The sequence below is a fragment of the Sulfuriflexus mobilis genome (genome assembly GCF_003967195.1).
Lineage (GTDB): Bacteria > Pseudomonadota > Gammaproteobacteria > AKS1 > AKS1 > Sulfuriflexus > Sulfuriflexus mobilis.
Window position 1 is genome coordinate 1,703,613 of the sequence record NZ_AP018725.1, and the last position, 23,775, is coordinate 1,727,387.

19 protein-coding genes are annotated in these 23,775 nt (G+C 52.6%); 5 read left to right on the top strand and 14 right to left on the bottom strand.

The window, feature by feature from the left end; all coding sequences use genetic code 11:
* Nucleotide 1 precedes the first annotated feature (1 nt).
* Entirely contained in the window at nucleotides 2–337 is a 336-nt protein-coding gene (locus EL386_RS08450) for an Hpt domain-containing protein (RefSeq protein ID WP_126455264.1), read from the bottom strand.
* Nucleotides 338–471: 134 nt separating this feature from the next.
* Between EL386_RS08450 and rep the strand changes: the two genes are divergently transcribed.
* Nucleotides 472–2,475 carry a DNA helicase Rep gene (gene rep, locus EL386_RS08455; protein WP_126455266.1) on the top strand — a complete coding sequence of 668 codons (2,004 nt, stop codon included), beginning with the start codon at nucleotides 472–474 and terminating at the stop codon, nucleotides 2,473–2,475.
* Nucleotides 2,476–2,514: 39 nt separating this feature from the next.
* Here rep and dnaJ read toward each other — a convergent pair whose 3' ends face one another.
* The 5 genes from dnaJ to EL386_RS15880 form a co-directional block, all read right to left on the bottom strand.
* On the bottom strand, nucleotides 2,515–3,648 hold the full coding sequence (gene dnaJ / locus EL386_RS08460) for a molecular chaperone DnaJ (protein WP_126455268.1): 1,134 nt from the start codon (nucleotides 3,646–3,648) through the stop codon (nucleotides 2,515–2,517).
* Between the two features lie 8 nt (nucleotides 3,649–3,656).
* Complete coding sequence (gene dnaK / locus EL386_RS08465) at nucleotides 3,657–5,534, bottom strand: molecular chaperone DnaK (RefSeq protein ID WP_126455270.1); 1,878 nt, start codon at nucleotides 5,532–5,534, stop codon at nucleotides 3,657–3,659.
* Nucleotides 5,535–5,618: 84 nt separating this feature from the next.
* Nucleotides 5,619–6,128: an Hsp20/alpha crystallin family protein gene (locus EL386_RS08470; RefSeq protein WP_126455272.1), complete on the bottom strand. Its 510-nt coding sequence runs from the start codon at nucleotides 6,126–6,128 to the stop codon at nucleotides 5,619–5,621.
* Between the two features lie 336 nt (nucleotides 6,129–6,464).
* On the bottom strand, nucleotides 6,465–6,809 hold the full coding sequence (locus tag EL386_RS08475) for a TusE/DsrC/DsvC family sulfur relay protein (RefSeq protein ID WP_126455274.1): 345 nt from the start codon (nucleotides 6,807–6,809) through the stop codon (nucleotides 6,465–6,467).
* Between the two features lie 9 nt (nucleotides 6,810–6,818).
* Complete coding sequence (locus EL386_RS15880; RefSeq protein ID WP_269471126.1) at nucleotides 6,819–6,944, bottom strand: hypothetical protein; 126 nt, start codon at nucleotides 6,942–6,944, stop codon at nucleotides 6,819–6,821.
* A 34-nt stretch (nucleotides 6,945–6,978) separates the two neighbouring features.
* On the opposite strand from EL386_RS15880, the gene EL386_RS08480 reads away from it, so the two are divergent.
* Both EL386_RS08480 and EL386_RS08485 read left to right on the top strand, forming a co-directional pair.
* The gene (locus EL386_RS08480; RefSeq protein WP_338057540.1) at nucleotides 6,979–7,416 is read left to right on the top strand and encodes a 3'-5' exonuclease; all 438 of its coding nucleotides are present in this window, start codon (nucleotides 6,979–6,981) and stop codon (nucleotides 7,414–7,416) included.
* Between the two features lie 208 nt (nucleotides 7,417–7,624).
* Nucleotides 7,625–9,175: a PAS domain S-box protein gene (locus tag EL386_RS08485; RefSeq protein ID WP_126455277.1), complete on the top strand. Its 1,551-nt coding sequence runs from the start codon at nucleotides 7,625–7,627 to the stop codon at nucleotides 9,173–9,175.
* A gap of 22 nt (nucleotides 9,176–9,197) precedes the next feature.
* Here the strand turns inward: EL386_RS08485 and EL386_RS08490 are convergent, their stop codons facing one another.
* From EL386_RS08490 to nirB, 5 genes are read right to left on the bottom strand one after another with little or no spacing between them, the layout of a single operon-like run.
* On the bottom strand, nucleotides 9,198–9,539 hold the full coding sequence (locus tag EL386_RS08490; protein WP_172597671.1) for a TusE/DsrC/DsvC family sulfur relay protein: 342 nt from the start codon (nucleotides 9,537–9,539) through the stop codon (nucleotides 9,198–9,200).
* A gap of 13 nt (nucleotides 9,540–9,552) precedes the next feature.
* Nucleotides 9,553–11,412: a DmsC/YnfH family molybdoenzyme membrane anchor subunit gene (locus EL386_RS08495; RefSeq protein WP_126455281.1), complete on the bottom strand. Its 1,860-nt coding sequence runs from the start codon at nucleotides 11,410–11,412 to the stop codon at nucleotides 9,553–9,555.
* Between the two features lie 18 nt (nucleotides 11,413–11,430).
* Complete coding sequence (locus EL386_RS08500) at nucleotides 11,431–13,611, bottom strand: molybdopterin oxidoreductase family protein (protein ID WP_126455283.1); 2,181 nt, start codon at nucleotides 13,609–13,611, stop codon at nucleotides 11,431–11,433.
* A gap of 16 nt (nucleotides 13,612–13,627) precedes the next feature.
* Nucleotides 13,628–13,963: a nitrite reductase small subunit NirD gene (gene nirD / locus EL386_RS08505; RefSeq protein ID WP_126455285.1), complete on the bottom strand. Its 336-nt coding sequence runs from the start codon at nucleotides 13,961–13,963 to the stop codon at nucleotides 13,628–13,630.
* Between the two features lie 45 nt (nucleotides 13,964–14,008).
* The gene (nirB, locus tag EL386_RS08510) at nucleotides 14,009–16,447 is read right to left on the bottom strand and encodes a nitrite reductase large subunit NirB (protein WP_338057541.1); all 2,439 of its coding nucleotides are present in this window, start codon (nucleotides 16,445–16,447) and stop codon (nucleotides 14,009–14,011) included.
* A gap of 468 nt (nucleotides 16,448–16,915) precedes the next feature.
* Between nirB and EL386_RS08515 the strand changes: the two genes are divergently transcribed.
* Both EL386_RS08515 and EL386_RS08520 read left to right on the top strand, forming a co-directional pair.
* Complete coding sequence (locus EL386_RS08515; protein WP_126455289.1) at nucleotides 16,916–18,394, top strand: NarK family nitrate/nitrite MFS transporter; 1,479 nt, start codon at nucleotides 16,916–16,918, stop codon at nucleotides 18,392–18,394.
* 63 nt (nucleotides 18,395–18,457) lie between these two features.
* The gene (locus tag EL386_RS08520) at nucleotides 18,458–20,170 is read left to right on the top strand and encodes a bifunctional protein-serine/threonine kinase/phosphatase (RefSeq protein ID WP_197722040.1); all 1,713 of its coding nucleotides are present in this window, start codon (nucleotides 18,458–18,460) and stop codon (nucleotides 20,168–20,170) included.
* A gap of 161 nt (nucleotides 20,171–20,331) precedes the next feature.
* On the opposite strand, the gene EL386_RS08525 is transcribed toward EL386_RS08520, so the two are convergent.
* From EL386_RS08525 to EL386_RS08535, 3 genes are all read right to left on the bottom strand, one after another.
* Complete coding sequence (locus EL386_RS08525; RefSeq protein ID WP_126455291.1) at nucleotides 20,332–21,204, bottom strand: ABC transporter ATP-binding protein; 873 nt, start codon at nucleotides 21,202–21,204, stop codon at nucleotides 20,332–20,334.
* Nucleotides 21,205–21,219: 15 nt separating this feature from the next.
* On the bottom strand, nucleotides 21,220–22,155 hold the full coding sequence (locus EL386_RS08530) for an ABC transporter permease (RefSeq protein ID WP_232020180.1): 936 nt from the start codon (nucleotides 22,153–22,155) through the stop codon (nucleotides 21,220–21,222).
* Between the two features lie 149 nt (nucleotides 22,156–22,304).
* Entirely contained in the window at nucleotides 22,305–23,711 is a 1,407-nt protein-coding gene (locus EL386_RS08535) for a CmpA/NrtA family ABC transporter substrate-binding protein (protein WP_172597672.1), read from the bottom strand.
* Nucleotides 23,712–23,775: the final 64 nt, after the last annotated feature.

The following is a 23,775-nucleotide window of genomic DNA, read 5'->3' on the forward strand; positions in this document are numbered from 1 at the left end:
CTTACTCGTTTGGCATGGCACTGAGTGCGCGCCGCAGGGCGTTCATTTTCACATCGATGGTATTGATCATGGCCGAGCTTATCGCAATGTCACCACGCAGAATGGACTTGATGTCAATCTCGATGGCCCGTGCAGCTTCGCCGATCTCCGGCAAATCGAAGGTGGGTGCAGAACCGGCAATGGCATGACAGGCACAATCGAACTCAACGACCGTTGGCATATCCCAGCTATTCTTCAGCTGCTGCCATAACGATTCGAGCTCATGCATGCGATTGGGTAAATCCTCACGATAGGACTTGAATATCGCCGAGATACGCTCTTCTCTTGAGGGGATCATGCACTGGAGTCCTTGCTATCAAAAACCGCTTACATCAGGTACGATCAGACTATCATGCCAACCGATGTATATATACCATTCAGATTGTGATCCTTTGTTAAATACCTTATATTTTCAAGTAGTTAATCCCTAGCGTGTCATTACAATCCCTCAACCCGCGACAGCGTGAAGCCGTAGAATACCTGGCTGGACCGGTGCTGGTATTGGCCGGTGCCGGCAGCGGAAAAACCCGCGTTATAACCTATAAAATAGCCGAATTGATCCGCCGCCATGGCCTCGAGGCACGGCATATCGCCGCGGTTACCTTTACCAACAAGGCCGCTCGTGAGATGAAGGCGCGCATCACCGGCCTGCTAAACGCCGAGGCCGCCAAGGGCCTGCGCATCAGCACCTTTCATACCCTGGGCCTGAATATTATCCGCCGCGAGCTTACGACCCTGGGCTACCGCAAGGGTTTTTCAATCTACGACGATCAGGACAGCATGGCAGTACTGACCGAATTGGGCCGGGGTGAGAAAGAGGAACGTATTCGCCAGTTCCGCAACCAGATCTCACGCTGGAAGTCCGCCTGCATCGACCACAAGGAGGCGCAGCGTCTGGCCGAAGACCCGTTGCACAGCCATGCCGCCGAGCTCTATGAGGCCTACGACCGGCACCTGCAGGCCTGTAATGCCGTCGACTTTGATGACCTCATCTTCCTGCCCGTTCGCCTGTTCAGAGACCATGACAAGGTCTTGCAGCGCTGGCGTTCAAATATCCGCTACCTGCTGGTCGATGAGTACCAGGACACCAACTCCACACAATACGAGCTGGTGCGACAGCTGGTTGGTGATCGGGGTTGTCTGACCGTGGTCGGTGATGATGACCAGTCGATCTACGCCTGGCGCGGTGCGCAACCGGAAAATCTGGAACAACTGGCCAAGGACTTTACCAGCCTCAAGCTCATCAAGCTGGAGCAAAACTACCGTTCCATGGGTTGTATCCTCAAGGCGGCCAACCAGCTCATTGCCAACAACCCGCACGTGTTCGAAAAGGCCTTGTGGAGTGAACTGGGTTTTGGCGAACCCCTACAGGTGATTCGTGCCGCAAATGAAGAGCGTGAGGCCGAAAAGGTCGTCAACCGACTCATGCATCACAAATTCACCCAGCGAACCCAGTTCAAAGATTACGCGATCCTTTATCGTGGTAACCATCAGTCGCGCCTGTTTGAACGCGCCCTGCGTGAATACAACATCCCTTATTACCTGAGCGGTGGCACCTCCTTTTTCGCCTACACCGAGATCAAGGACATCATGGGTTACCTGCGTGTACTCGCCAACCCGGACGATGACAATGCCATGCTGCGCATTATCAATACACCAAGACGTGAGATCGGCCCCGGTACGGTAGAGAAACTCGTCGCCTTCTCACATGAGAAAAACTGCAGCCTGTATACGGCCTGCCATGATGCCGATCTCGATGAGAAACTGTCGAGCCGTGCACTGCGCAAGGTCCGCGAGTTTGCCGACTGGCTGGCCCGCATGTCCTACCAGACCGAGTCCGAACCACCACTGCGGGTCGTTAAACAATTACTCACCGAGATTAATTACCAGCAGTGGCTGGAGGACACCTGCACGGATGAAAAGGCCGCCGAACGGCGCATGAACAATGTCCTGGAACTCGTCGAGTGGCTGGACCGCCTCGCCAAGCGCCCCAGCATGAGTGATGCCACACTCGGTGATCTGGTTGCCCGCCTGACCCTGCTCGACATCCTTGATCGTGACGATGAACAGGAAGGCGACCATGTTCACCTCATGACCCTGCATGCCGCCAAGGGCCTCGAATTCCCACACGTTTATATGGTCGGAATGGAAGAGGATATCCTGCCCCACCGTGTCAGTATCGAGGAAGGCAATATTGAAGAAGAACGTCGTCTCGCCTACGTCGGCATTACCCGGGCACAACGCACCCTTACCTTCAGTTATGCCGCACGACGTAAACGCTTTGGTGAAATGATCGAGTGCGAACCGAGTCGCTTCCTCGATGAGCTACCGGACGACGTCATTGAGCGTGAGGGACAAAATGAAGACCCTGAAGCCGCCCATGCCGAGGCTGAGGCCACACTGACTAGCCTGCGTTCGCTGTTACAGAAAAACTAGCACCATAAAATTTATACAAATAAGTTGATAACTATCGGTTTATTGCCACCAGCGTTTTTTATCACTCTTGTCTGTTTTTCGTAATTGCTCATAGAGTGATTTTTCTTCTGCCGAAAGCCGTTCTGGAATGTGAACCTGTATACGTATATTGATATCGCCGTGCATTTTGGCACCGAATACCGGCAGGCCTTTACCCTTCAGACGCAGAACCTCATCGGGTTGCGTACCTGCCGGCACGGTAACTTCAACGGAACCCTCCAGGGTGGGGATATTAAGTTTGGTCCCCAATACGGCGTCTGTGATCGCGATGGTCTCCATTCGCCATAAATCGGCACCGAGTCGTTCAAAGCGCGGATCGCGTTTACTCCTGACAATGACATAAAGATCGCCCGGCTGGCCGCCCGCCTCGGGGCTGGGCAAGCCGTGCCCGGGGATACGCAGGGCAGTCCCTTCATCGACACCGGCGGGGATCGTAACTTTGAGCTTATCGTCTTTTTCTATTTCACCCCGCCCTTTACATGTTTCGCAGGGATGATCAATAAAGGTCCCCTGGCCATGACAGACGGGACAAATGGCTATCTGTTGGAAACTGATCGTGCCCTTTTCCTTGGTCTCCCGCCGGGTCGTCACCTGCTTGCCACTGCCACCGCAGGCCTCGCATTGTCGTGGCTCAGTGCCCGGTTGTGAGCGTGTGCCATGACAATCAGGACAGCTCATCGGGCGGGTAAAGTGTACGGTTTCATCGCCACCGCTATTTACCTTTTCCAGTGGGATGGTCAGCCTGACTTCCAGATCACTGCCCCTGGCGGGCCCTGCCGGGCGCCGGTGACGGCCAAAGAAACTGTCAAACAGGCCGCCACCTCTCCCCAGGTCAAAGCCAAAACCCATGTCGCCGAAGATGTCGCCAAAATCGATGCCGGAAAACAGGTCCTCGGCGGAGAAACCGGCTACGCCGGCAAAACCTCGTGCATCATAGTCGGCGCGTTTTTTTGGATCGGAGAGAATGGCATAGGCCTCGGCAATTTCCTTAAAGCGTGTCTCGGCATCGGGGGACTTGTTGCGATCAGGGTGATATTTTAACGCCAGTTCGCGGAAGGCATTCTTGATTGCCTTGGCGTCCGCATCGCGTGAAACACCGAGTACTTCATAGTAATCACGCTGTTCAGCGACCATGAGTGATCTTAACTGGTCTCGGTGTAGTCCGCATCAACCACCTTACCACGCGGACCGGCGCCGGAGGGTTTTGCCTCACCGCCCGCCCCACTCATGTCCGGCGCCTCATGGTAGGAATAGGGGCCTGATTTTGGCGCCTCGGGTGACTGCGAATAAACGGCGGTACCGGCCTCGCGGATGACCTTTTCAAGTTCGTCGGCACGTTGAGAGGCCAGTTCGGCATCACGGGCAGTAATGGCCTCACGTGTTTCACGCAACCGCTCTTCCAGACGATTGACGAGTTCTTCGCTCAATTTGTCACTGAATTCTGCTAACAGCTTTTCTGCCTGGTAACACATGCTGTCAGCCGTGTTAAGTTTATCGGCCTCTTCACGTCGTTTTTTATCCTGCTCGGCATATTTTTCCGCCTCATCGATAAAATGCTGCTTCTCATCATCAGAAAGTCGTGTCGAACCGGTAATGCTGATGGACTGGGATTTGCCGGTGACCTGGTCCTTGGCCGTGACATTCAGAATACCGTTGGAGTCTATGTCGAAAGTAACATCGATCTTCGGTATGCCGCGCGGTGCCGGTACCAGTCCTTCAAGGTTGAATTCACCAAGGCTGGTATTATCGCGCGCCATTGGCCTTTCACCCTGATAAACATGGATGGTCACGGCGGTTTGCATATCGGCCGCGGTGGTAAAGGTTTCGGTATGTTTCACCGGGATAGGGGAATTACGCGCAATCAGCGATGTTGCGACCCCGCCAAGGGTCTCTACACCCAGCGTGAGCGGTGTCACATCAACCAGGACAATATCCCCCACCTCGCCACTCAGCACACCGGCCTGAATGGCGGCACCGCTGGCCACGCACTCCATCGGGTCGACACCCATTTCGGCTTTACGACCAAACAGGTCTTCAAAATATTTTCGTACCACAGGCATGCGTGTCGGCCCGCCGACAAAGACAATCCGGTCGATATCTTTTGCAACAACTCCGGCGTCCTTTAAGGCCTGCTCGATAGGGCCCCGGCAACGTTGCACGACGGCGTTCACCTGCCGTTCAAGTTCGGTGCGCGTCAGGTCCATTTCAAGATGCTTCGGTTGACCACCCGCCGCGGTGAGGTACGGCAGACTGATGTGCGTGGTCGTGCTGGTCGAGAGTTCAATCTTGGCCATCTCGGCCGCTTCCTTGAGTCGGGCGGCAGCTTTTACATCGGAACGAACATCTACACCGATCTCGGCATTAAATTTTTCAGCCAGGTAGTTAAGCAGGTTCTCATCCATGTCTGTCCCACCCAACTGGGTATCCCCACTGGTCGCTTTAACCTCAAACACGCCCTTGCCAAACTCCATGATCGTGACATCGAGTGTGCCACCACCAAAATCAATTACCGCGATGCGTAATTCCTCACCCGCCCGGTCAAGTCCATAGGCCAGTGATGCCGCGGTGGGTTCATTCACCAGGCGTGCCACTTCAAGACCGGCAATACGACAGGCATCTTTGGTTGCGCTACGTTGATTATCATCAAAGTAGGCAGGGACGGTGACCACTGCCTTTTCAACTGGTTCACCCAAAAAGGCTTCCGCATCACGCTTGATTTTTTGTAGAAGAAAGGCAGAAAGCTGTTCAGGTGAAAATGATTTATCGCGTAGTTGAAATTGTTTACGTTGCCCCATGCTCCGTTTGAAGGCCGTTGCGGTTCCCTCGGGGTTGGCTGCGGCTTGACGCCGGGCGGGCTCACCGGTCAGGGTCTGGCCATCAGCGGTAATCGCCACATAACTGGGGAAGGCCTTGCCACCAAGGCTGATCCCCTCGGCACTGGGTATGATCACAGGCCGGCCGCCACGCAAAACGGCAGCCGCCGAGTTTGATGTCCCCAGGTCAATGCCGATGATCGCCATCTACTTCTCCTTCACTTATTCTTACTATATAAACGAAAAACCGATGCCCGGCCTAAACAAACCGGGCATCGGGAGGTAAAGACTTTACTCCACCTTAATGGTGTGTCGCTTTGATTTCTTCAGTTTTGGCAAGGTTAGATTGAGGATGCCGTCCTTGAACTTGGCCTTGGTCTTCGATTCATCTACATCGGCCGGTAGTGATAGAGTACGTGAATAACTGCCGCGCGACATTTCGCAGCGGTAGTAATCCCCCTTCTCTTCCTTCTCTTCATGACTGGTCGTGCCTTTGATGGTTACCGTATTTTGGGTAACGGAGATATCGAGGTCCTTTTTATCCACCCCCGGCAGTTCTGCCTTCACGACAATCTCATTATCGCGCTCAATGACATCGACACTCGGCGTTTTGCCTTCGAATGGCGCCATCGTCTTGGGAAATGATGGCCACTCCATGTGGAAAGGTCGCAGCCAACCACGTGAGAAGTAATTGTCAAACATCCGTTCCATTTCCTCGAACGGACTCACCCCGCGGGCCGGCTCTACCTTCTGTACCGCCTGTTCGCTCTTTTTGCTCTCTTTTTTCTCTTCTTTAGCCATGTCAGACACTCCTTGGTCAATAAATTGCAGTTGCACCAGTAATAACTCATGGATAGCTATATGTACGGCCATCCTCGTATTCAAGTCAAGGGGATACCATGATCTGGATCATCTTTAGGTATGTGAGGCCACATTTACCCCGAGTCCCGGATCACGAGGGTTTTGGCAGGCATTACTTATGACGCTGCATAACAGACTGAGGAGCTGAAATATGCTTGGTAATTCAAGAGCATATATTAATACCGGAAAGCGCCTTGCGCGAAGACGCTGCCGAAAGCCTGAGGTACCGGCCGGGCCGGCGGCGCCATACCGATAAAATAACTAGAAGACGGGCAACTAGAGATCCAGCAGCACCTTGAGGGGTTTCCGCATACCGGCGATCTTGCAGGCCTGTTGTCCATAGCCATAAGGGAACAAATTATAAACATGTTTGCGTGTGGCCCTGTCAGCACCGGAGTGTTCCTTCAGTGACTTCAGCACTTTTCTTAACTCGATCACACAACTGGTATGTTCGTAGTGATCACGAACGATCCTGACTATCTGCCAGCGCTCCTCGTTCATCTCCAGCGATTCACCTTCGGCGATCTGTAAGGCAACCTCTTCGTTCCACTGTTCCGGCTCGAGGAGGTAGCCTTCATTGTCGGTATCGATGATCTTGCCAGCATATTCCAATGTCATCATATTCCCCTGTTAGTGCGCGTCGGGTACAACACCGGTCTGTGGCATATTGGCCAGGCCGGTTTCGCGGGCGTGTTCCTGAAAGCCCTTGTTACGCCAGAAAAAGCTCCCGGCATCGTCGAATGTCCTGGAACTCATCGAGTGGCTGGACCGCCTCGCCAAGCGCCCCAGCATGAGTGATGCCACACTCGGTGATCTGGTTGCCCGCCTGACCCTGCTCGACATCCTTGATCGTGACGATGAACAAGAAGGCGACCATGTTCACCTCATGACCCTGCATGCCGCCAAGGGCCTCGAATTCCCACACGTTTATATGGTCGGCATGGAAGAGGATATCCTGTCCCACCGTGTCAGTATCGAGGAAGGTAATATTGAAGAAGAACGTCGTCTCGCCTATGTCGGCATTACCCGCGCCCAGCGCACCCTTACCTTCAGTTATGCCGCACGACGTAAGCGCTTTGGTGAAATGATCGCGTGCGAACCGAGTCGTTTCCTCGATGAGCTACCGGACGACGTCATTGAACGTGAGGGACAAAATGAAGACCCGGAGGCCGCCCATGCCGAGGCTGAGGCCACACTGACTAGCCTGCGTTCGCTTCCGCAAGACTAATGACACCCGTATTACTGTCCAGTAACCCTCAATAATATACATATATGTATTATGGCTTTATAACCTATATATAATAGGGAATTATTGATACACATACGAGTCATGTGTATATTATTCTTTACAAGGACGTGTAACGCGCTGAATAAGCGCTGTTACCAGGTAGATGAGCCTGAGAATCCAGCAGGCTAGAGTTTTCAGCTGAGGTAGTATGAACAGTACAAAAAGTTCAGCAGGTTCATCGATTGATGAAAAAGAACTTATCGAGATCTTTAACTACATGGTCGAAGGGATCATTACCATCAATGATCGTGGCAAGATACTCATTTTCAACCATAGCGCAGAAACCATGTTCGGCTATGACTCTAGTGAAGTCATTGGGAGCAATATAAATATACTGATGCCTGAACCACAAAGATCTAACCATGATAACTACCTCAAGAACTACATTGAAACCGGCATAGCACATATAATCGGTATAGGCAGAAAAGTTACCGCAGTAAAAAAGAATGGGGAAAAGTTTCCTATTCATCTTTCAGTAACCGAGTATCCATCCAAAAAAGAAGGCGAACGCTGGTTTATTGGCTCACTTCTCGATATCAGTCAACAAGTAAAACAGGAGGAACAATTACGCCGCAGCATGAAAATGGATGCCTTGGGTAAATTAACCGGTGGCATCTCACATGATTACAATAATATGCTCGGTATTATTATTGGTTATTCCGAAATTCTGTCACGAATACTGAAGGACGAACCAAAACCACTTGAGTATGTAGAGACCATTCGTCATGCTGCCCAGCGTGGCAGCGACTTGACGCGTAAACTATTATCGTTTTCCAGTGATAAACCCTTCAGCAGCGAAGTTGTCATCATTAATGACTTGCTCAATGATGACTATAAAATGCTAAAGAAGACACTCACTGCAAATATTCAACTAACGCTCAAGCTTGAAAAGGACCTCTGGCCGGTGTTGGTAGACAAGGGCTGCCTTGAAGATGCCATTCTAAATATGAGCATCAATGCCATGCATGCCATGCCTGAAGGGGGTAAACTGGATTTTGCCACATCGAACGCTGAAATAGGCCCAATTGATGCACAGGTATTAAATATTGATAGCGGTGAATATGTTAAGCTTGCTATATGCGACACCGGCATTGGCATGAACGAAGAAATACTATCCCACGTCTTTGACCCTTTCTATACCACCAAGAATGAAAAAGGTACGGGCCTAGGACTTAGCCAGGTATATGGATTTGTTAACAATGCAGGAGGGACGATTCGTGTTTACTCTGAACCGGGGAAAGGAAGTTGTTTTTCCATATATTTCCCGAAATACGTGGAAAGAACAGACAATATAAAACCAATCAGCAACAATGCAAGAGATGAAACACTGCCTCACCCCCCGGCGACAATATTAGTTGTCGACGATGAGCCCGATCTAAACAATCTTACCTGTACCATACTCAGGGCAGATGGTTATAGCGTTTTCAGTGCCGCCAACGCGAAACAGGCACTGACTATCTTAGAAAATAGGCATATAGACCTGGTTATCAGTGATGTGATCATGCCGCAGACAGATGGCTTTGAGTTGGCGCATTATATTAAAAACACATACCCCAATATAAAAATCCAGTTATGTAGTGGCTTTGCCGAGAACAGAGGGAAAACTGTTACCGATGAGGACTTGTACAAAAAAATTCTACTCAAGCCTTTTATGACCAAGGAACTACTGGCGCGAGTCAAAGAAGTACTGGAAGAGTAAATACAAATAGCTTACTTCACTATCAAAGGTCGAGTAATACCTTGAGAGGCTTTCGCATGCCGGCAATCTTACAGGCCTGCTGACCATAACCGTAAGGGAAAAGTTGATAAACATGCTTGCGCGTGGCCTTATCCGTACCGGATTGCTCTTTCAGTGACTTCAGCACTTTCCTCAGCTCAATCACGCAACTGGTATACTCGTAGTGATCACGAACGATCCTGACTATCTGCCAGCGATCCTCTGTCATCTCGAGTGACTCACCTTCAGCAATCTGTAAGGCAACCTCTTCGTTCCATTGTTCCGGCTCAAGAAGATAACCTTCATTGTCGGTATCGATGGTCTTGCCTGCATATTCCAATATCATAATATCTCTCATGTTAATGTGCATCCGGTACAACACCGGTCTGTGGCATATTGGCCAGGCCGGTTTCGCGTGCGTGTTCCTGAAAGCCCTTATTCTTCCAGAAGAAGGCGCCCGGCATCGTCGTCGGTATCACCAGCACATAAAATAATGCCCTGCCGATCACTGCTGTTATTAGTATGCTGGCGGCTATGAATGTCCAGGCGACCAGACCCGCGACACCGGAAAGCCCGGCAAGGCTGATGCCGGCTACCGCCAGCACACTCAGGGCAAGACCGGCATTTCGCAACCGATAGGTGTTGCCGAATGTCGTTGTCTGTTCGTAGTGTGAGGCGGCCCCTTCCCCACCTTGCTTGTGCATGTCACCCGCTTGACGCCAGAGGCCTGTCGCTTCGATAAGCAGGCCAATCAACATGGGCATGCTCAGGACCTGCAGGAGAGGGACATAATCGTGGCCGGCGGCCTGTTCCAGTGCGGCAAACACGAGCCCGGCGGCAAGTGGGCCGAGCACCAGCATGCTGCCGTAGAAGCTGCTCAGCACCTGCCAGTGGTTCCAGAACGGGCGTGCCTGGATGCGGTAGATCTTGTGCATAAAGTACAGTGCCACCGGCCCGGCCACGAGCGCCATCCATCCACTTGCCGTGCGCAGCGCCTCAACAAAGCCTTCGGGCAACCAGAGCAGACCCGGAAACAGGGTCATCAGGGTATAGGCACCGAGCAGGTTGTAAAATACGGCAATCGCGGCCACCTCGCGACTCACGGGTGAGTAACGCAGGTTATTAAAGGCACGGTAAAAACGCTGCGGTTTACCCAGATGCATGGTCGACAGAAACAATGCCAGTGTCTCCAGTCCAAGCAAGGCCAGTAACATAACCGGGAAACCGATCGGGTGTGCCTCGACACTGAGTTGTTGCAGGCCAAACATTGGGCCGAGGAACAGAACCGCAAAGGCACCGACCACGGCCTGTGAGATAAGCGTGAAGATCACGAGTGGGTCTTCACGTGAGCGTAGCTTGCGCAGGTTCCACTCACGGCCCTTGCCGGTATCATGTACCTTGGTATGAAACTCGCCCCTGCCCTGCTCATCGCGCTCATAACGGATCGGCATGCTGTCGGTGCGGGTCATCTCGCGTGGCAGACTTTTTTTCTGCTGGAAACGGATATTCGGCTGCGTGATCGCCGGCGTTGGGAAACCAGGGATGGTTGTCGACAGCTGATCCCGGTTTTCCGGACGGGTTTCGATAATACCGAAGTCCAGTGCACCGGCAAGACAGGCCGAGGCACAGGCGGGCTTCAGACCCACCTCAAGCCGGTCGACACACATGTTGCACTTTTCCACATGGCCCTTGACCGGATCCAGTTGTGGTGCGTTGTAGGGACAGACCCAGGTGCAATAGCCACAGCCAAAACAGATATCCGGGTCCTGGAGCACGGCGCCGTACTCGGCGAATTTGGTATAGGCACGGGTTGGGCAACCCTTCAGGCAGACCGGGTCATCGCAGTGGTTACAGGCCATGGAGATGTTCATGCGGTGATAATCCGGCCAGGTGCCACCTTCTACGTACCCAACAGAACGGAAGGCCACGTGCGGTGACAGGTCGTTCTTTTCACTGCAGGCCGATTCACAGGCATGGCAGGCGATGCAATGATCCGCATTAAAGTAAAAACCGTGCTGCTTGTAGCGATTCGGGTTATCACTGACACCGCCATCGCCATTAATGTTCAGGCTCTTGCCTGCCAGTTCACTATCTGCCGTGACCAGGGTGATGGCTTTGCCGTAACGATTTTTTTGTGGTGCCTCAACCTGCGGGACGCGGGCATAATCCGGTTCATCATCACGGACCTTGAAGGCGCGGGTTTGGGTTTTATCCAGCATTATTCACTCTCACCTGCTTTAGTACGTTCTAGCCGCATGATTGCGCACGGCGGCGGCAGTCTGATCCGCTACCGATTCAATCTTCACGGCACTTTGTTTGAAGGCCGGCTGGCGCGAATGCGGATCCAGCAGACCCAGGGTCAGGCGGTTGACACATTCATGGAAATGAAACGGGATAAAGATCATGTTTGGTGCCACGCGCTGGGTGAGCTGTACCATAACCACGGCATCCCCTCGACGTGAGATCAGACGTGCATATTTACCATGTTCGATACCCAACTCACGTGCGGCATCCGGGTTCATTTCCATATATGGGGTCGGACTGAACTTGTTCAGGTTACCAACCTTGCCCGTGCGGGTGCGGGTATGGAAATGTTCAACGACACGACCGGTATTCAGCCAGAATGGATACTCTTCGTCAGGACGTTCATTGTTATCGATAAATGGCAAAGGGATCAGCTTGGCCTTGCCATCCTCGAACTGGAACCTGCCATCACTATACAGACGAGCCGTACCGCCCTCTGCCCCTTCCGTGCAGGGCCACTGGATTCCACGTTGCTGCTCGAGCTTTTCATAACTCAGCCCGGAGTAATCCAGCATCCTGCCCCTGGAGAGCTCACGCAATTCGTCAAAGACCTCCTCACTGGTTTCCGGGAAGCGGATTTTTCTGCCTTGCGCAAAGCGCTTTGCCATTTGGTTGAATATCCACAGGTCTGATTTGGACTCTTCATGCGGTGGCATGACGTTGCGGATCAGGTTCACACGACGCTCGGTATTGGTAAAACAGCCCTCTTTCTCCGCCCACACGGCGGCCGGGAAATAAACGTGACTATATTCGTTGGTTTCCACATCGGCGTAGGCATCCTGTACAACCAGGAATTCGAGTTTCTCCAGGGTCTTGCGGATTCGCGCGGTATTGGTCATTGAGGTCATCGGGTTGGTCGCGATCAACCACAGGCCCTTGATCTGACCCGTCTCAATCGCCGGGAAGATATCGGTCTGGAACAGACCGCGTTGTTTGGGGAAAAATTCCGGATCAATGCCCCAGTAATTGGCGATATCCTCGCGGTCTTTTTCCTTTTCCAGCGCCCTGTAACCCGGCAGGCCGGAACAGGATGACCACTCACGTGTACCCATGGCATTGCACTGGCCGGTAATGGAAAGGCTCGTACCACCCGGCTTGCCAATATTACCGGTGATCAGGTTCAGGTTATTGATACCCACCACACCATCCGAGCCGTGCGTACTCTGATTAATCCCCATGGTCCAGATCGTCATCGCCGCACCGGCCTTTGCATAGAGGCGCGCCACATTACGGATGGTGTCTTCATCGATACCACAAATACGGGAAGCGGTTACCGGGTCATACTCAGCTACGAGTTTCTTAAATTCCTCATTGCCATTGGTATGTGCATCGATATAGGCGCGGTCTTCAAGGCCCTCATCAAGAATGACATGCGCCAGTGCATTCAATAACACAACATCCGTACCAGGCGTGACCGGCAGATGCATATCGGCCATTTGCGAAAACATGGTCACGCGCGGGTCAACCACGATGATCGGGAACTTGCGTTTTTCCAGTGCCTGGCGCAGGCGCCAGAAGATGATCGGGTGCTGTTCCGGCAGGTTGGAGCCAATCGCCAGCAGGCATTCGGTATGTTCGAAATCATCGTAACAACCCGGCGGGCCATCCGAACCAAAGGAACGCTTGTAACCGGACACGGCCGAGGCCATGCACAAGGTCGTGTTGCCGTCATAGTTGTTGGTACCGAGCACACCCCGGGACAACTTGCCCAGGGTGTAAAACTCCTCGGTCATGATCTGCCCGGTGGAGACCACGGCAAAGGCATCGCGGCCATAGGTCGACTGGATACGCTCGATCTCCGAGGCGGTCTTGTCAAGGGACCTGTCCCAACTGACCTCCTTGAAATCGTGATGGATCTGGTCACGCATGAGTGGCACACGGCCACGGTTTGGCGTATAGAACAACTCATGCTCAAAGATGCCCTTCAGGCATAACTTGCCGCGGTTGACATCGGCACCTGCAACACCGCGACTACTGACGGCCTTGCCGTCCTTGTCCAGACCGACTTCGATGGAGCAGCCCGTAGAGCAATAGCCACAGGTGGTGTATTTCCAGTCGACGACACCCTTGTCGGCGATCCTGATGGCATTCTTTTTTGCACGACCAAACAACATACCTGAAAACCTTTACTTAATTCGGACAACCTTCATTCGGCGTCAGGGACAAAAATACGGCATCCCCCTCCAGCTTGACCGGGTAGTAAGCCGCACAACCCTCATCCGGGGCCACGGCCAGACCGGAATCGAGATTGATCTTCCAGTCATGCAGCGGGCAGGCCACGCGTTTACCGTGTACGATACCCTGTGATAAGGGCCCGCCCTTGTGCGGACACTTGTCACGCAGGGCAAATACCTCGTCGTCTGCGGTGCGGAATACCGCAATATCACCCTGCTTTGACTCAACCACGCGTGCGCCGAGTCTCGGGATGTCGCTGAGGGTGCCAATTTCTATCCAGTTTTCACTCATTGTCTTGTCCAATCTGTTTTTCTGGCCTGTTGTTCCAGAAGATATTTAGGCATTGAGCTGCTTGAGCGGCTCGAATTCATGTTTTTCTGCACCCTGGGCACGTTGCTGCCACGGGTCATCCTGGGCGAACTTCTGCGAGAAGTGGAAACGCTCAGCCAGTGCCACGCGGTTATCCGCGTCATCGACGATCTGTTCCTTAACATGGGCCAGGCCGACACGTTCTATCCACGGTGCGGTACGTTCGAGGTAATGCGCCTGTTCACGATAGACCTGCATAAAGGCCGCGGCGTACTCGAGCACCTCTTCCTCTGTACTGACTGCACAAAGGAAATCTGTGGCGCGGACCTTGATGCCGCCGTTACCGCCGACATGCAGTTCGTAACCGGAATCGACACAGACCACACCAAAGTCCTTAATGGTCGCCTCGGCACAATTACGCGGACAACCGGAGGCGGCCATCTTGTACTTATGCGGGGTCCAGGAACCCCAGGTCATCTTTTCCAGCTCGATACCGAGCTGGGTCGAGTCCTGGGTACCAAAACGACACCACTCCTTGCCAACACAGGTCTTCACGGTACGCAGGGCCTTGCCGTAGGCATGCCCCGAGACCATGCCAGCCTGGTTCAGGTCATTCCAGATCACCGGCAGTTCGTGTTTTTTCAGGCCATACAGCGCGATGCGCTGACCGCCGGTAACATGCACGGTCTTGACGTTAAACTTTTCTGCCACATCGGCGATTGCACGCAACTCTTCCGGCGTTGTGCCGCCCCCCCACATACGCGGAATCACGGAATACGTCGCATCCTTCTGGATATTGGCGTGGGCGCGTTCGTTGATAAAACGTGACTGGCCGTCATCGCTGCCAGCGTCCGGCCAGGCACACATGACGTAATAGTTCAGGGCCGGGCGACATTTGCTGCAACCATCCGGGGTCTTCCATTCCATGAAGTCCATTACGCTGCGGATAGACTTGAGTTCTTTTTCCTTGATCGTGGCACGAATTTCATCATGCGTATGTTCGGTACAGGCACACAGGGGTTTCAGGTGCGGGGCTACCGAGTAGTCACCACCAACAGTATGCGCGAGCAGGCTCTCGACGAGACCCGTACAGGAGCCACAGGAACTCGAAGCCTTGGTGTGCGCACGCACGTCTTCAAGCGTAAAGAGTTTCTTGTCGGTAATGGCCTTGACGATGTCACCCTTGCAAACACCGTTACAACCACAGATTTCGGCACTGTCGGCCATCATGGCAATACGGTTCTCATCACCGTGACCCGAATCACCAAGATGGGCCTGACCGAAGAGGATATTTTCACGGAAGTCGCTGATATCCGTCGCATCGCGCATCAGGTCGAAATACCAGCTGCCATCGATAGTATCGCCATACATGACCGCGCCCTTGAGCTTGTTGTCCTGCACGACCAGCTTACGGTAGACACCCCGCGAGGCATCCTGGAAGACCAGTTCCTCGGTATCTTCACCGCCGGTAAAATCCCCGGCCGAGAACAGGTCGATGCCGGTGACCTTGAGCTTGGTTGAGGTCATTGAACCCTCATAACGACCAATCCCCATCTTCGCCAGGTGATTGGCGCAGACCTTACCCATTTCAAACAGGGGCGCGACCAGACCATAGACCTGGCCACGGTGTTGCACACATTCACCGACGGCATAAACCTTCGGGTCAAAGGTCTGCATCGTGTCATTGACGACAATACCGCGTTCACAGTGAATGCCGACCTTTTCGGCCAGAGCTATATTGGGTCGAATCCCCACGGCCATGACGACCAGCTCGGCGGGTATCTCACGGCCGTCTTCAAGCAGCACTGATTGCACGTGGTCCTGACCCTTGATCTCTTTGGTCGAGGCCTGCATAAGGATTTCCAGACCGCGGTCTTCCAGCGACTTGCGCAGCATCTTACCGGCGACGCTATCAAGCTGGCGTTCCATCAGGGTATCCATGAGGTGCAGCACAGTGACCTTCATGCCCTGCTGCATCAAACCGTTGGCCGCCTCAAGACCCAGCAGGCCACCACCGATGACCACCGCATGCTGATGTTGCTTGGCGGCCTCGAGCATCTTGTCGACATCATGGATATCACGGAAGCCGATGACTCCCTCGAGCTCATGTCCGGGGCATGGGATAATAAATGGAGTAGAACCGGTAGCCATCAGCAGGCGATCGTAGCTTGCCTTGGTACCGTCTGAGGCGATCACCTTCTGCGCAGAGCGGTCGATATTGATAACCTCTTTGCCTTTGTGCAGGGTGATATGGTTATCGATATACCACTGTTCATCATTGAGCATGATCTCATCAATGGTCTTCTCGCCGGCCAACACCGGTGAGAGCATAATGCGATTGTAGTTGCCGTATGGCTCTGCGCCAAAGACTGTAATGTCATACAGGTCAGGGGCGACTTTAAGGAGTTCTTCGAGGGTTCGTACACCGGCCATGCCGTTGCCGATAAGGACAAGTTTTTCTTTCATTGGGCTTCCCATGTTGCACTGACTCGCCGTTGAGCCGTGTCCTGCTAAATTAGCTAATCCTGATAGAGCAACATGCGTGCCAAAATCGATTTTTCCGGTTTCCCCCCTGAATTTCGCACTTTTCGACAGAAATTCCCCCTATTGCACCAATTTATCGCACTATTTTGATGCGTTCGCAGTAATTATGCATCGTTATGAACCATCGGCTTTATGCCCCATATATATAGGTGCAGGCATGAATCTTTATGCCAGGCATGGAGATTGTCGCTGGTTTAGCCCTCCCGAACGCGCCCTGCTTGTGCAGACCGCATATCTTTACTCTGACTGTTATATGAATAATAGCCGGTGTTTTTGCCAAATTATAAAGTTGGCATGTTCATTGCTCTGGAGTGTGGCATTAGCGAATAAAGCTGCCGCAAAGAAGCGGCACAGCATGATTAAATGACCCATCGAAGGGAGTTAGAAGTAATGAGTACCGACACCAGTAAGCTCAACCTGCTATCGTTCAGCGGCAACACAAAGATCTTGCACCTGACCTGGGTGGCCTTTTTTATCAGTTTCTTTGTCTGGTTTAACCACGCACCACTACTGGCGTATATACGTGACGAATTTGGGCTTAGCCCACAGCAAGTCAAAACCCTGCTCATCCTCAACGTCGCGCTGACTATTCCCGCAAGAATCATCGTCGGCATGCTGGTAGACAAGCTCGGTCCGAGGATCATGTACTCTGCCCTGCTCTCAATATCCAGCCTGCTTTGTTTCGGTTTTGCCTTCGCCGACAGCTTTGAGCAGATGGCCATCATGCGCTTCCTGCTCGGCTTTGTCGGCGCCGGCTTCGTGGTCGGTATTCGTATGATTGCAGAGTGGTTCCCGGCCAAGCAACTGGGCGTGGCGGAAGGTATTTATGGTGGTTGGGGTAACTTTGGGTCTGCCGCCGCGGCATTGAGCCTACCGACACTGGCTCTGATATTTGGTGGTGAAGAAAATGGCTGGCGTTACGCCATTGCCATGACCGGTGTCATCGCCCTGGTTTATGCCTTTATTTATTACTTCTCAGTCAGTAACACCCCAAAGGGGTCTACCTACTTCAAGCCAAAGAAGACGGGTGCCATGGAAGTGAGTACGCCCGGAGACTTTTTCCTTTACATGCTGATGAACATTCCTATGTTTGCTGCACTGGCCCTGTTGACATGGAAACTGGGACCGACCAACCTGAACCTGCTCGCCGCCAGTATTACCTACACGCTCTATGGTCTGCTGGTGCTGCTATATATCTACCAAACCATGCACATCTACCGCATCAATAAACATGTGTTTGAAAAGGCCGTGCCTGAGATTGACCGTTATAAGTTCAAGCAGGTCGCCGTACTAGACCTCTCTTACATGGTGACATTTGGTTCGGAGCTGGCCGTGGTCTCCATGCTGCCCCTGTTCTTCCTCGATACCTTTGACCTGGGTATGGTTGAGGCTGGCCTGCTCGCCTCCGGTTATGCCTTCATGAACCTCGTCGCCAGACCCGGTGGCGGCCTGATCAGTGACAAGTTCGGCCGTCGCAAGACCCTGTTGATCCTGCTGGCTGGATTGGCCATTGGCTACTATATGATGAGCCAGATAGATTCCAGCTGGAATTTATTCCTGGCCGTGGTCATTACCATGGTCTGCTCATTCTTTGTCCAATCGGGTGAAGGTGCCGTATTTGCTATGGTGCCACTGGTGAAACGTCGCATGACAGGCCAGGTCGCCGGCATGGCGGGCGCCTACGGCAGTGTAGGGGCCGTGAGCTTTCTGACCATCCTCTCCTTTGTTTCACCACAAATATTCTTCCTGGTGATCGCTGCATCCGCTGTGGTGGTTCTGGCCATCGTCTTCTTGTTCCTCGAAGAACCACGTGGCGAGATGGCCGAGGTGTTGCCGGATGGCACTGTGCAGATGATTGAAGTAGAGTAAGCCTCATCAGCTTGTCATTAAGGGGCCAGCGTCGCTTCACAGCGACGTTGGCTATTGATATATATGATGCAATCCCAACCTGGCATCCAGTCCGGGCAATGCAGTGAAGCCGGCGTCAAGGCGATTAATGATGATGCCTGCGACATCCGCATTCCCGATGAACCCCTGCTCAGCACCAAGGGCATTGTTGCACTCATCGCCGATGGCGTAAGCCGCAGCGAGGCAGGACGTGAGGCCAGTCATGCCTGTGTACGTGGCTTTCTCAGTGATTACTATAGCACCCCGGATTCCTGGTCGGTGAAAAATGCCGGGCAAAAGATTATCGGCTCACTCAATACCTGGTTGTACAGCCAGGCGCAGAGAAAGTACGACTCTGACCGTGCCATGCTGACCACGCTCAGTAGCCTGGTCATAAAATCAGGCACTGCACACATCTTCCATGTAGGCGATACACGTATCTACCGTCTGCGTGATAATGATCTCGAATGCCTGACCCAGGACCACCGCGTCTGGGGCTCCGGGGAAAAGACCTACCTTGGCCGGGCCATGGGGGCTGATAGCCACATTGATATCGATTACCGCAGTCTGCCCGTCGAGGTGGGTGACCTGTACCTGCTCGCCACAGATGGCATTTATGAATTCATCAGCGATAGCGAACTAAAAAGATACTTGCGTGAGGGTCGAGAGATGCCGGAGGCCACCGCACGGAAAATCGTCACCCGTGCCCTGGAGGGGGGAAGTAATGACAATGCCACCTGCCAGATACTCCGTGTTGACCACCTGCCAGAGCTCGATGAAGAGGCATTCTACCGGCAGCTAACCGAATTGCCCTTCCCGCCATTCCTTGAGGCCGGCATGGTTCTGGACGGTTACCGTATTACGCGAGAGATCCATGCCAGTTCGCGCACCCAGGTGTATGCCGCGCAGGATGTGGCAACGGGACAACGTGTCATCCTGAAGACCCCCTCGGTTAATTACGAAGACGACCCTGCCTACATTGAACAGTTTCTTCACGAGGAATGGATAGGCCGACGCATTAATAACAGTCACGTATTGAAGGTGATCGTACCGACTCGCCGGCGGCGTTTTCTCTACTATGTCACTGAGTATATAGAGGGTCAGACACTGCGTGAATGGATGCAGGAGAACACCCGCCCGTCCTATATTGCCGTACGTAATATTCTCGAGCAGATCGCCGGCGGCTTACGCGCATTTCATAAACTTGAAATGCTGCACCGCGATCTAAAGCCGGAAAATATCATGTTCGATGATAGTGGCCGCCTCATCATTATTGACTTTGGCTCGACCCGGGTCGCCGGCATCGATGAAAAACATGCGCCATTCGAACGTGACAACATACTCGGCACGCTGGATTATGCCGCACCGGAATTCTTTGAGGGTTATGCGGGCAGCACCTATTCCGATATCTATTCGCTTGGTGTCATCGCCTATGAAATGCTGACCGGTCACCTGCCCTACAAACGCGCCCTCACTGCTAAAAGGCTGTCACAGGCCCGGTATACACCGGTCAAGCACTATACGCCCGAGGTACCCGCCTGGGTGGATGCCGCCATACACAAGGCCGTCAACCTGAAACCGGAAAAACGCTATACCAGACTGTCCGAGTTCATTCACGACCTGGGCACCGCCAATCCGAATTTCATCAATAAAGAACCTGTGCCGCTGATGCAGCGCAATCCACTCGCCTTCTGGAAAACATTCGCCCTGCTATTGCTATTCACCAACCTGGCATTAATTATATATATTTTCAAATAATTCGGCATGGCGGGCGTTCCCTTGCGCGCAGCCAGGCCATCATCGTCAGCTAAGAAACAAAACAGCCCCAGCAACCTCGCCAGCCATCATTATGGTTATCGGCATAAATACGCCTATGCTATCGAATACCTTTCCTGCTCACAGAACATAGTCGATGTGCATCAGGCCGCATCCTCCTGTGAGTAAGCGACTGTCTCCTTCTCCTCTTTTTCATTTTCCCCGGTATCAACTGAAGCGGATACCTGCTGAGCCGGGTTATGCTGGCGGTCATAAAGGAACTTCAGCACCTGGGCACGATAGTGGTTGTACTGCGGGTCATCGGCCAACTGCAAACGGTCTCTGGGCCTGTCCAGCTCGATCTTCAGAACCTCGCCTACTGTTGCCTCCGGACCGTTGGTCATCATGACGATACTATCAGATAACAACACAGCCTCATCGACGTCATGCGTGATCATAATCACAGTATTGCCGAGTTTGGCATTGATCTCCATGATAGAATCCTGCATATGCGCACGTGTCAGCGCATCGAGTGCCCCCAGCGGCTCATCCAGCAACAGGACCTCGGGTTCCATTGCCAGTGCCCGTGCAATACCGACACGCTGTTTCATGCCTCCGGATATCTCCGAGGGGCGCTTGTGTAGGGCGTGTTCCATATGCACGAGTTCAAGGTTGTGCTTAATCCATTCATCGGCCTCGGCCTTTGTCTTCTTGCCCTTGAATATAGAATTCACGGCCAATGCAACATTTTCATAGGCTGTCAGCCATGGCAACAGAGAATGGTTTTGGAAAACCACAGCCCGGTCTGGTCCGGGCTCGTTGACCTCTCTGCCATTCAGGATCACTCCGCCACGACTGGCCCGATAAAGACCGGCGACAATATTCAGGACTGTCGACTTGCCACAGCCCGAGTGACCAATGATGGAAACAAATTCGCCTTTATTGATCTTCAGGTTGACATTCTTCAGCGCTGTAAAGACACCACCCGGTACGGGAAAATCCATACTTACATCTGAAATTACTAAATGTTCACTCATTGCCACATTCTCCACTTATCGTAACTCAAGGCTCTTGTCCCAGCTAACCGACTTTTGCAGCATCAGCATAAGCTTATCGAGCATAAAACCAATTACGCCAATAACAAACACGGCAACCATGATCCGTGCCAGGGAATTAGAACTACCATTCTGAAATTCATCCCAGACAAACTTTCCAAGCCCCGGGTTTTGCGCCAGCATTTCTGCCGCGATCAACACCATCCAGCCAATACCCAGAGACACGCGCAGGCCGGCAAACATCATCGGCACTGAGGCTGGCAATACAATTTTGACCACTTTGGTCCACCAGCCAAGTCTTAATACCCGACCCACATTGAGAAGGTCCTTATCAATAGATGTTACACCGACTGCTGTATTGATGATCGTAGGCCAGATACAGCAAAGCGTTACAGTAATCGCTGAGGTCAGGTATGACTTGGAAAACATCGGGTCGTCACTGACATACACCGCGCTGACGATTATGGTCACAATCGGCAACCACGCCAGAGGGGACACCGGCTTGAATATCTGAATAAGCGGATTTATCGCCCTGTATAACGTGATGCTAATCCCGCAGGCCACACCTATAGGAATAGCAAATAGCGAGGCAATAATGAATCCACTCGCCACGGTATAAATACTGGTAAAGACCTGGTCAAAGAATGTTGGCTTTCCCGTATAGTCACGTATCTTAATCTTTGCATCCGGATTTTTTTCAAGCTTCTTCGCGTTACGCGCATCCTGCCTGAGGTAAAAAGCCTCAGCCTTGTTGCGCTCTGTCACATGCTCATCAACAAGAACACGCATTTGTTCCCACACCTGAATCGGCCCAGGCACCACACCAAGCGAGGTCTGGATCTGTGAGGCAGTAAGCCCCCACATTAATAGAAAGACAATAAAGGCTATACCCGGAACAATGGCCCCTTGAAGATACGCCATGGACTTTTCCATTATGCGCATATTGCCAAGTGACTGTTGCAGGCTGGCGAAGAGAGAGAGTTCACTTGCGGATCTTTTTAGTGTCTGTGTTGTCATAAACTGTCACCTTGATAGGCTATCAAACCGGGATATGCCCCCTGCATGAGCAAGGGGCATATCATTTATGGCTTGTCAGCCCCCTTTAAACCAATTGAAAACTTCTCAAGGTAGGCATTGGGCTTGCTGCCGTCATAGACAATATTGTCGATAAAGTGCTTCTGTGGTGCCTTGAAGCCGGATTCTTTAACAAAATCCGGAAACTCATCCGCCTTCATTTTGTCTTCGGCAATCAGTTCCTTTGCAGCCACGGCATAAATGTCTGGACGATAAACCTTCCTGGCAATATCCATGTACCAATTGTCAGATTTCTTCTCGGAAATCTGACCCCAGCGACGCATCTGGGTCAGGTACCAGATGGCATCCGAGTAGTAGGGATAGGTCGCGTTGTGACGGAAAAAGACATTGAAGTCCGGCACCTCACGCTTGTCGCCCTTCTCATACTCAAAGGTCCCGGTCATGCTGTTGGCAATGACATCGTAATCGGCACCAACGTACTGGCTTTTCGACAGGATCTTCACCGCCTCGGGACGATTCTTGTTGTTATTTTCATCCAGCCACTTGGCAGCACGGATCATGGCCTTTAACACACGGATGTGCGTATTCGGATTTTTTTCGGCCCAGGTCTTGCTGACACCAAAGACCTTTTCCGGGTTATCCTTCCAGATTTCATAGTCCGTGACAACCGGTACACCAATACCTTTGAAGACGGCTTGCTGGTTCCAGGGCTCACCTACGCAATAGCCATCGATGGTCCCCGCCTCCATGGTTGACGGCATCTGCGGCGGCGGGGTGACGGACAACAGTGCATCGGCCTTGATCTGACCGCTGATGTCTCCCTTTGCCGGGGCATAATAGCCCGGGTGTATGCCCCCAGCCGCAAGCCAGTAGCGTAGCTCATAGTTATGTGTGGATACCGGGAAGACCATGCCCATCTTGAAGGGCTTGCCGGCTTGTTTGTATTCCTCAATGACGGGTTTAAGCGCGTCGGCTTTAATCGGGTGTACCGGTTTGCCATCCTTGTGCGGGATGTGCTTTTTCATCTTTCCCCAGACGTCATTGGAAACGGTAATGGCATTACCATTTAGGTCCATGCTGAAGGCGGTAATGATATCGGCCTTGGTACCAAAGCCGATGGTGGCACCCAGTGGCTGTCCTGCCAGCATATGCGCCCCGTCCAGCTCACCATCGATAACACGATCAAGCAGCACCTTCCAGTTAGCCTGCGCCTCGAGGGTCACATAGAGTCCCTCATCTTCAAAGTATCCCTTCTCATAGGCAATGGCCAGCGGTGCCATATCGGTCAGTTTAATAAAACCGAATTTCAATTCCTCTTTTTCCGGCTCACCGACGGCGGCAACGGCCTGTGGTAACAGGCCTGCCGATGTCATGGAAAGGGAAAATGCCGTACCGATGAATAACTGCTTGAGGAAACCTCGTCGTGATGGGCGTAAGGCTGTTAACAACTTCATAAATCCGCTCCCGCGTTGGATATGCAAAAAAAATGGCGCCCGGACAAGGCTTTCACCCTGTTGC